The following is a 10,397-nucleotide window of genomic DNA, read 5'->3' as shown; positions in this document are numbered from 1 at the left end:
AACAGGTGGCCGCCTTCGATCGGAATGCATGGTCGCGTTCAATCGGAATCCCTGGCCGCAATCCCCGGAATCCGCACCTCTCTTTCCGGGTTCCCGGTCCAAGAATGCGATGCCGAGAACGTAAGATCGAACACAGGTTTCTGAACGCGAGACGCAAACGGCGACGTCGCCGTAATGCTGATCGTCATTTGCCGAGCCGCGCGGAGCGCGTACGTCCGTGTTGCTCGCGGTCGCGATTTGTTGGTGTTTTTTGTTTGTGTCGGGAGGACTAAACGTTGGGCGGTTTCGTAATACAGCCAGCGAATTGAGTAGCTGGCCCGCAAAAGTACTAAAATACTGACATGTGCAGGCGTCTGGACGTGCTCACGTCCCCTGCGATCATACGAAGCCGAGGGAACGCGGAACCCGCGACGGCTACAATCCATTGCGCAACCTGTATGGGCAGAAGATCGCCAAGCATTTCGACGCTGCGTCCCGGCGTCACCGATCCGCGCGGCCTGACTCGCGTCTTCAGGCAGCGTGCCGGCAACGAGAGCGAGATTGGGTAACGTTGTTCGCGTTGGCTCGCGCTTCAATGGCCGATGCCGAACGCTGGCCCGTTCCAGCCACGAAGATGCAGAGCGGTCGGGAGCGTGTCGTGCCTTGTCACGGCAGGTACTGCGCAATGATGCGCAAAATTCAGAAGCTGACCGGCCATTGCCGACCGCGTTATCCTGTTCGAAAGACACCTCGCTGTCAAATGATACGCTTAACAGGCTCTTGCGGCTGCTTGGCGTTTGACACTAAGACTGTCATTGTCCCACGGATTCCGGACATCTTCTTACTTTTCATCACGCAGAGATCAAGGACGCCAGGCATGGGATCGCGATTGCTCGAGCTGCAGCTCGCTCAGCTCGCGCCGATAGCTTTCGCCCACGAAGCCGGTGCAGCATTGGGCCCTTCGTACCGATCACCGGCCTCTATCCCACAAAGGTGATGCCGGTCACGGGAATTGCGCAAATCGGAGTCGGTCACAACACACTACTCAATTGACACTGCCACGTCTCTTGGGGTGCAATCGATTCCGTTGATGGGCAGCAAATCCATTGGGCAAGCTGAGAATACCACGACCGCCTTCATATCCGCTCGGAACGTGACGTGATCTCCGGGTCTGGAGGCGGGCGGGCACCAATCGAGGCGATTGCCTTGAATGACCGGAATGTTCATGAAAAGGTTTAAAGGGCACGGTGTTTCCGGCAAGGTCATCCCTACTTCCTGCATCGCAGCTGCCAGATTATCGGCGCAGTTGGCATGATAGCCGATGTGGCCCAGCAACTCGTACCGGTGCCGGTCGCAGGCTGCAATCAGAGTATCATGTATGCCGGGAGAGGAATCCGACAAGACGGTAAGAATTGGCCGACGTTTGTTGGTGATAAAGGAGTCGCCGCAGCCAGGCGTAAGCCTCTTGAGAGATGCTCGGGTGTGCTCCATAGACATGAACTCGGACGTCTCGCTTGCATTGAATGCCCACGTATCGACGACCTGAGTTCCATGGGTATTGATGATCCGGACGGTCTGAGCTTTGCCGAGCACGACGGCTCGACCTTGGCCAGCAGGTAAAACGAAGGTTTTCGACACGCCGATCTCCTAGCCGTGAAAAGGGTCACATCCGTTAACGACGAATATCGGCGGTGGTTAGAAACGGGTCGCAATGTCGACGGCTTGAAGGAACGCCCATGCCGGCAAGCGTTGTGTCAACAGCGTTCACCATTTCAGGAGAGCCCGCGATGTAAGCGCGCCAGGTCGACATGGTCGTGGAGGCCAAGTCGGCTTTCAAGACTGCGTCCAGGCGGCCGCGCCGCCAGCGCACGGATTGCGCGCCGGCTGCAGAGAGGACCACATTAAGCGACAAGTTGTTGTGCGCGCTCGCGAGATGTTCCAATTGATCAACTAAAAACAGATCAGCCTCGGTGCGAACTCCGAAGTAAAGATGGACATCTTGAGTTATCCCTTTGCCAAGACCGCTCAAGAGCATCGAAAGAATCGGAGCAATACCCGTTCCTCCACCAACCGCAACGATCGGGCTAGCATCGTCAGCGCGCATAAAGGCGGTGCCATACGGGCCGGTCATGGTGACGCGACTGCCTACGGCTGCGCGTGCTATCCCTTCGTCCGTGACGGCTCCGCCCCGCACGCGCTTAATGTAGAAGTCGATCACCGCGTGCCCGGGCGGGCTCGCCATGGAGAATTCACGGGGAGGTAGGCCCTCGAACATAACTGATGCGTATTGACCAGCGAGGAAGTGAAATGGCTGCGGGGAGCGCAATTGCACGAGCCGGACTTCTGGGCTCACTGGTTCAATCTTTACGATCTCTGCGTCTAGAGATACCACTGGAGGTAATGGTACATCGCTGACTGCGGGCTCAATGACACAATCTGAGTTAGGTATGGCACAGCACGGCAATATCAGCCCAACACGCCTCTCCTCGTCCGATAAAGCTGTCTCCACATAATCGAGGTGGTCAACTTGACCGGAAAGTAGATGGGATTTGCAGAGCCCGCAGAAGCCGGTAGTGCAACCATGAGGATATTGGACCCCGTGCTGGAAGAAGGTCTCAAGAATGCTGACACCAGGTCGCGCGACGACGTTGACCTCTGATCCGTATACCCTCAAACGATGCTCATTGTCTTGAACAGTGGCGCTCAATGACTCTCTCGCTCTTGCGGACAAATTGACAGACCGGACGGCAGTATTCGAGACCACGTGCCGCCCCGTCGTTGTCTTCCGCTCTTTGTTGGTCGGCTACGACTAGGCCACGGCAACATTTTCGCCGTTGAAAACTCTCACCGCTTGCTCTCGGATTTCCTCGAGCCGCTTCGCCGAGGGTTGCGGCGAGTTTTCAAATTTGTGCTCACGGAGGGCATCTGCGTACCACCGACCAACTCGGCTACACGCCTCCTTGTCTTGTTGCTCACTCGGACCTTTCGGAATGCACAAGACGGTGTTTCGGGCGTGTGTGCGGATCGGCGAGTTGGGCTGCTCGACGCGTGTGATGCCAAGCGGATCCTTTCCAGCTTGCACCGCGTCAACGCCAGCCTTCAACATCTTGCGGAACATTATGACGCCCCGATCGCTGGCGACCAGGTGTTCGCGACCGTGGATTGTCATCGGACCTTGAGACACAAAGGCATCCCAGTCGCCTGGCGCTCGTTGCCGCTCTTCGTAACCCCGGTTGCCCGTCTGTGTGTCGATGTTGCCGGCCGTAGACAGCGCTTCGCCGCCGCCTTTCTGCTGCCGGTCGAGGTACGCCGCGACACCCGGAATTTCAACTTCAGGCTCGATATCGCGCCAGCCGATCGTCATCGTATTGAAATCGTCGATGGGGACCACCCAGTTTGTCGATCCACCGCGGATGTCGTTAAATACCTCGCCCTCCGCATCCTCGATCCCTGCAACCCGCGTTAGGTTTGGCATAATCAAGTCGTTCGTCCGCATATAGACCTTGTCTTTCCAGCGAAAGGTACCCGCGTACATTACGCCGATGGACGTTTCGAACCACTGCAGCCCGATCGGGATCTGGCTGAAAACCTCAGTGAACTGGATGCCAAACAGACCACAATGTAATTGCGAAATATGCATCGGGTCGGTTTCGTTTTCGCGGATTTGCAACCAGTTACAGGGTGCAAAGTCCTTTCGTCGGAACTGCGTGCCGGGCTCCCGTTCAAGCGCGTCATAAAGTGGAAACACAGGTTTTTTGTCTGGCGGCCCCATATAGGCGAAGAGCAATCCCTTATATTCGCGAACGGGGTAGGCACCATGGCAGAGACGATTCTTCAATCCCGATGAGTCGCCTGGGATATCGAGAATGCGGCCGTCAACGTCGAAGTGCCAGCCGTGATAACAACATCGCATCCCGTTCTCTTGGATCTTTCCGAATTCGAGCGAAGCGCCGCGGTGGCTACAGCGCCGCTCAAGAAGACCGTAGTTGCCTTGTCCGTCCTTGAAGGCGACCAGGTCTTCGCCCAGAAGTCTAACGGCCACCGGAACATCGGTGAATTCCGAATTAAAAGCGAAGGGCTGCCAGAAGCGCCGTAGATATTCGCCTGTTGGTGTGCCCTTTCCGACTTTCAAAAACTCGGTGTCGGGGCCGACTTCCTTCCGATCGTAGCCCGAATAAGGCCGTTGTAACAGGTTGGTCCGTTCCATTGTCTGACTCTCCATCATTTTTGCGAAAGACCCGCATTCTCTCACATCGGTTCAATGCGGCGCTAAGCGCCGATCGCTAGATCTCGACAGGGCGGTGGCGAGATTACGCGCACTTCCTTGATACACAGGGCCGATCCGGTCTATTCATCGCTTCGCATTGCAACTTCGCGGATCACTTGGAGATAAAGCTCCAGCTTCTCCTCCACGCGGTGCGATGGGGCGGAGACCGCAACCGCAAAACCTGTATCCGTATCTCCGACCGGGACGGCAATGCAGCTTAGGCCAGGGACGAACTCTTCCTGTTCGAGCGCGTAGCCCTGCTTACGAATTTGCGCGAAATGTTTCTCCAGCGTTGCAAAGTCAGTAATGGTACGAGGTGTAAGCGCCTGTAGCTTGCGTGTTTCGAAATAGGCCGTTCTAGTTTCAGGACTGGAAAGCGCGAGAAGCAGCTTGCCGGAGGCGCGTGCATGTGCGTTGCCGAAATAGCCAGGCGGCACGTCGATCGCGGTTACGGTTGCGCTGCCGCGCATTGCGGAGATGACTACAATCTCTCCCTCCGTCCACCCGACAGCGTAGGCGGTCTCACCCGTACGATTTGCGATCTCTCGAACGAGAGGTGCAAGGCGCTCTGGCGGCGCCAGATGGCGCTTGAATGCTTCGATTAGTCCCGCGACCTTCAATCCCAAGACATATCTTTGAGAGTTGTGGTTCTTTACGATGACCCCGAGAGCACTGAGGGACTGAAGAATATGGTAGACGGTTTGCCGATTAAGCTTTGTTTCCTTGATAATGTCGGAGGCCATTAGGCCGCTTTCGCTCTTGGCAACGAGGAATAGGACGGAGAAGCCTCGCCCGAGCGACTGAATACGTGGCGCAGGCGCTCTAACGGCAACCTGCGTCGCTCTACGTTTTCTGCTGCCGGGTCCAGTTTCGGTTTGAATGGCCATGATTGTCTCGAGCTATGAATTTGCAGGCATGACCGCGACTAAGCGCGCGACATCACGCGATCCACGGCGGCCAAGATCGCCTCGACGGAAGGAAGAAGGGCTTCTTGTAGCACGGGCGACGCGGGGATGCGGGTATTAGGAGCGCCTACCCGCTGGAAATTTGCAAAGCCGCATTCGGTAAGCCGCGCAGCAATCTCCGCGCCGAACCCGCCGGTGACGTTCGCTTCATGCACGATGACGGCCCGGCCGTGGCACCGTTTAACGACCGAGAGGAGCTGATTGTCATCCAACGGCGCGATCCAGCGGAGGTCCAGAACTGCGGCGTGCACACCCTTGGCGGAAAGAATCTCGGCGGCATCCTCAGCACGGTTGCCGATCGCACCCCAAGTTATGATCGCTACGTCTGATCCGTCGCGGCGAAGCTTCGCCGACCCGAGCTTGGAAATAGTCTTGGTGACTTGTCCTTTTGTTTGATAGAGCGCACGGGATTCAATAATGATGCAGGGATCGTTATCCGCGACAGCCGCACGGAGCATGTCGTAAGCATCTTGTGGCGTGCTCGGCATCCCCACCTTAAGCCCAGGCACATGCGCGAGGAATGCTTCGAGACACTGTGAGTGCTGCGCGCACGAGCCTGGCGTTGCGCCTTGCTGAAGGCGCACGACCATGGGCGCACTGCTTTTGCCCTGCGTGATATATCGCACGTTTGCGGCTTGATTGACCAACTGATCGAGCGCTACGAGGAGAAAATCCATCCACATTATCTCGGCGATCGGCCGTAGACCGCACATCGAGGCGCCGACCGCGGCTCCAAGGATCGAGGCCTCTGCGATTGGCGTGTCGAAGACCCGATCTTCGCCGAATTCGCGTTGAAGATTGCGAGTACAGCCAAAAATCCCTCCGGCGAATCCGACATCCTCGCCGAACACGAGAACCTCAGGCCGCTCATTGAGTTCGTCCTTGAGAGCTTCGTTAACGGCCTGCTGGTAGGTGAGCTCGGTTGAAACAGCCGGTAGCGTAGAACCCGGGTCGGCTGCCTCGTTCGACACTACATGGAGGCGCGCGCTGGCGGGATTTGGCTTCGGTGCCGCCGTTACGCGCTCGATCAGCGCCTCGATATCTGTCTTTGTCGCCGCGACGTCGGCATCAAGCTCCTTTTCGGAAAACAAGCCAATTGCGAGAAGCTGCCGACGCAGGCGCAGGATCGGATCGGCATCCGCGGCTTTCAGCCGATCGGCTTTCGGCCGATAGTGCTCAATGTCGCGATTGTAGTGTCCCCACAGGCGAACCGTCTTGCATTCGATCAGGGACGGGCCTTTGCCCCCCCGCGCATGTTCGAGCGCAAGAGAAATCGTATCGCGAACTGCGATAGGGTCGCAGCCATCGATCGTGGCGCCGGGCATACCGTAACCACCCGCGCGACGGGATAGCCGCTCGATCGGGACAATTCGATCTATCGGTGTCATTTCTGACCAGCCGTTGTTTTCGCAGATGAAGATGACAGGGAGCTTCTTATACGCGGCAAAAACCATAGCCTCGTGCAAGGCCCCTTGGTTCATCGCCCCATCACCGATCGAGACGAGCACGGCGCCCGTCTTCTTGCTCATCGCTAGAGCGACACCGTTCGCGATCGCCGCGCCCGCCCCAACGATCGAGTTTTCGCCGATGAATTTCGTGCCAGGGCCCATGAAATAAGCTGAACCACCCCGACCCCCGTTGATGCCTGTTTCGCGATGGCAGATTTCCGAGAGGATCTCGAAGGGATCGAGTCCCGCCTCGATCGCCCACCCGTGGCCTCGGTAGGTAGCAATAATGCGATCATCGACGTTAGTTGCGGCGCAAGCGCCCACAGCGATGGCTTCCTGCCCGGCACAAAGATGGATTGAGCCGGCAATCAGCGCTTCCGCACCAGCGCTCATGTTCAGGCATGCTTCCTCAAAGCCACGAATGAATGCCATGCGCTGCAGTGCATGCCGCGCAAAGGATGGGTCAATCGAGGCTGCTGCCCCCTCAGCCGACGCATGCTGACGTTCATTCATGGAAGTTCGCCATTTTCAATTCTCCGTATGACAACTTTGTCGCCAGGGCCGTGGTGTGTCAAGTAATTATGATTGTATCACTATTTGATACGCAGGTTAGATGCGATGCTTTGCTGGTAGCGAGTTCGGTTAGTGATAAGCTTGGGGCGCTGGATGACGATCTGACCTCTCGTGTGCCTCTAAATTGCACTTCCCCTGCCGCGATGGGGTCACGGCTCGGGATCGCGTCGCGACCCAGACTGGCGGAGGCGATGATCAGCTATTTCAGGCGCCACGCAACGGGTAGGCAGAGCTTGCGACAGACGCGATTGGCAAAGTGAAGCCCGCCTTTACCCGATCCAAGACGATCATCGTTTCGAGGCGCTTGATGTTGGGATGCTCTGCAGCCAGGCGCCTAGTGAAGTCGTCGTAACTTTCAATATCATTTGCGGTAACGAGAAGAACGAAGTCAGCCTGGCCGGCAACGCAGAATGCGCTCATCACATCTGTCCTCTTGCGCATTGCCTGCTTGAAACGATCAACGATGTCGACCTGGCCACGCTCAAACGTAATGAGAACAAGCGCGGTTACATTTCGGCCGACCGCCTTTGGACGAATGATTGAAATATCCGCTTCTATTACACCGTCCGCTCGCAGGCGCTTTAGACGACGTTGAACACCTGACGCGGACAAGCCGACTAAGGCGCTGAGCTGCTCACTCGTCAGACGGTTGTTACGTTGCACGAGATCAAGAAGATGAGCATCGATTTTATCGAGCTCTGTCGCAGAGCCGCGGTCACTGGCTTCCGGTTGGACGGTCCAGGCGTACAGCTTGTTTCCTTCTCTGCTTACCACTGAGTTCGCCATAGATGCACTCGATTCTCTTCCAGCTGAGCAATCGTAAGGGCGGCGGCAAAGCTGTGTCAACATTAAAGCCATGTATCACCATATGATGACAAACGCCTATCGGACGATTATACAAGACTTTGCAATCTGCGATTTTGTCGAGCAGGACTCTTGCTTTGACCAATTCCGAGCGATGCGAGTGGTTATGAAATGCCGAAGACAGACCAAAGCGCCTTACCGAATGTTTCGTAAGCAAACGACGGCTAATTGCGGCGAAGCGCCTGTTGGTGCTTCGGCCACCCAGCTTTGACCCGTGTGCTGGCGGATAAACATTGCTTTTGGGCGCGCCGCACTACCCGCATGACACAAGAGAACCGATAGCCGTTGTCGCCTAGCTTACCTCGCTGCCGGCGGATTCATCAGAAGCGGGGAGGCTGTCAAGGGGGCGATGCGGTAGCTCGCCCTGTCGACGGTGCTCGTATTCCTTCTGCGTCAGGTGCGGGCGGCCGCAAACATTGCTCTCCATCGTGGACGCCTTCACGATCGGCACCGCCCTATGTTCACCACGTTGCAAAGATCATTCTGAGCGCAGGACTGTTAGACGGGCAATCGCGAACCGCTTCTAGTTGACTAGACTCAGCGCGGAGAGGTGACCGAACCCATGCAGGTCTTCTCTGAGTTGAGGGCGCTACCGCAAGCATCGCGCCAGCAGCCTAGCTGAAGCATCCGCTTCACGGCAAAGCCAAGCGTTTCCAAAATTGAAGCAACCCCTACGGGGAGCTCGCGAACTTCGCCTCCGACAGGAGGTTACTCCGGCACCACGTGCTTACGCTCGATAGCCGGAGGAAACTCAATTCCGGCTCAGTTCTCCTCGGCCGTCCTTCGCATCTAGATGCTGGGCCACTCAAATGATGGCCTTAATTCGTCAGCTATCTGAGGACAAGCCACCATCCCGCAGGGAGTGCCGCGCGGGCTAGACCGGCTTAGTCAGGCGAGCTTGCACAAAAGAGGCACAAAGCTCGACCTAAGAAGAAAAATCCGTCGCGTTATCAGCTATAATGGCGAAATTCGACGCCCGAGCACAACCATAATTGAATGACAATTCTTGGGGCTCAGGATGGCCGTGCAGAGCACCATTCTTTATGGACTCACCCGTAGCGGGATGCGTTCTCCGCTATCGCAAGAGCCCCGACCATTGGCGTGCTTGCTTGCGATTCAGGGCTATGGCCGGTCTGGTTTAGTCGTCCGCCGATGGCGGCAATCGAGATGACCTCACAGCAGGCCGAAGTACGGCTTCGCTACGCCAATTTAAGGGACAGTGGTCGCGTCAGTTTGTCCGTAAATTGATTTTGTTGGAGCCGAAAGGTCAACCCAGAACCATCAACAGGTGCGCCTCAGTTATTCATGCCGCGACGGCGTTCTGCGGCTGAATTGCGCTCCTTGAACGAAACACAGGAAAGGAACAGAAAATGCCTGGAACTCTTTTGCTTCGCGTTGTGGCGAACGTGCTAGCGATTGCACTTGCTCTGGCCAACGGCAGCGCGGACGCCGAAGGTACGAAGAAAAACATTAATGCAATGGCGGTAACCGTATTTCCGCCATTCGAATTCGCGGATGCATCCGGGAATCTGGTTGGGTTCGACATCGATATTCTGAACGGGATAGCTTCGAAGATGGGAGCGCAAGTCAACTGGACCCAATCGAGTTTCGCGCAAATAATCAGCTTCGCTCCGATTAAGACGGCGCGCGCGGACATACTTTCCAGCGCTTTAGGCGATACGCCGGAACGCCACGCCAGTGTAAACTTCATCGATTACGTATATCAACCGTACGTATTCTACACGCTACGTGCCCAAGCCGAGAACTTCGCCAACATGGAGACGCTGTGCGGTAAACGTGTAGGGGCAATACGCACCAGTGTTATCGAAACCGGCGCAGTCGTCAAATGGAGCGAGGAGAACTGCACAAAAGCCGGCAAACCTGCAATCATCATTGTGCCCGGTGAGAACACGCCCCAAGTGCGGCTCATGGTTAAGCAGGGCTTTGCCGACGCGGGTCTGACAGGTGCAGCGATAATTGCTTACCAGAATACACTAGAGGGAAATCAGTACTCGGTAGTTGGCAAACCTGTGATCAAATTGCTGACCGGCATGGCGTTCTCAAAAGATGATCCCCAGTTCGGACAAGAGCTTAAACAGGCGCTTGGCGCGCTGATTGCTGATGGCACCTATGACCAACTACTTCAAAAATGGGGGCTACCGCAGGACGCGTCGATCCAAAAGCCAATGATCAACGGCGAGCCTTGATCGCCCGGTTGCCCCACTGATCTTCCCCCGAAAAAGTGGACGGGTTTAAGCGGCTTTTAGCTCCATTTCGATCGGGGCGATAAATCCGATGGCG

7 protein-coding genes are annotated in these 10,397 nt (G+C 56.5%); 1 reads left to right on the top strand and 6 read right to left on the bottom strand.

Translation table 11 applies throughout. The features are described 5' to 3' along the window. Positions 1-1,020: 1,020 nt before the first annotated feature. The 6 genes from AC0L3K_RS39695 to AC0L3K_RS39670 form a co-directional block, all read right to left on the bottom strand. A complete protein-coding gene (locus tag AC0L3K_RS39695; protein ID WP_473368110.1) occupies positions 1,021-1,617 on the bottom strand; it encodes a DUF1989 domain-containing protein in 597 nt (198 codons plus the stop codon). Between the two features lie 34 nt (positions 1,618-1,651). Beyond that, complete coding sequence (locus AC0L3K_RS39690) at positions 1,652-2,743, bottom strand: 2Fe-2S iron-sulfur cluster-binding protein (protein ID WP_473368109.1); 1,092 nt, start codon at positions 2,741-2,743, stop codon at positions 1,652-1,654. 45 nt (positions 2,744-2,788) lie between these two features. Then, a complete protein-coding gene (locus tag AC0L3K_RS39685; RefSeq protein ID WP_473368108.1) occupies positions 2,789-4,186 on the bottom strand; it encodes a Rieske 2Fe-2S domain-containing protein in 1,398 nt (465 codons plus the stop codon). A 140-nt stretch (positions 4,187-4,326) separates the two neighbouring features. Continuing rightward, positions 4,327-5,133 (bottom strand): IclR family transcriptional regulator, encoded by an 807-nt coding sequence (locus AC0L3K_RS39680; RefSeq protein ID WP_473368107.1) that lies wholly within the window; start codon positions 5,131-5,133, stop codon positions 4,327-4,329. A gap of 38 nt (positions 5,134-5,171) precedes the next feature. Next, the gene (locus AC0L3K_RS39675; protein WP_473368106.1) at positions 5,172-7,172 is read right to left on the bottom strand and encodes an alpha-ketoacid dehydrogenase subunit alpha/beta; all 2,001 of its coding nucleotides are present in this window, start codon (positions 7,170-7,172) and stop codon (positions 5,172-5,174) included. A gap of 264 nt (positions 7,173-7,436) precedes the next feature. Next, positions 7,437-8,018: an Lrp/AsnC family transcriptional regulator gene (locus AC0L3K_RS39670; protein ID WP_473368105.1), complete on the bottom strand. Its 582-nt coding sequence runs from the start codon at positions 8,016-8,018 to the stop codon at positions 7,437-7,439. 1,448 nt (positions 8,019-9,466) lie between these two features. Between AC0L3K_RS39670 and AC0L3K_RS39665 the strand changes: the two genes are divergently transcribed. After that, positions 9,467-10,303, top strand: coding sequence for an ABC transporter substrate-binding protein (locus AC0L3K_RS39665; protein ID WP_473368104.1), 837 nt, complete (start codon positions 9,467-9,469; stop codon positions 10,301-10,303). The last annotated feature ends 94 nt before the right edge of the window (positions 10,304-10,397 follow it).

This window comes from Bradyrhizobium sp. MI1.10 (genome assembly GCF_055811035.1).
Note: the sequence above shows the minus strand (reverse complement) of the source record. Positions and strands in the feature narration are given on the sequence as shown.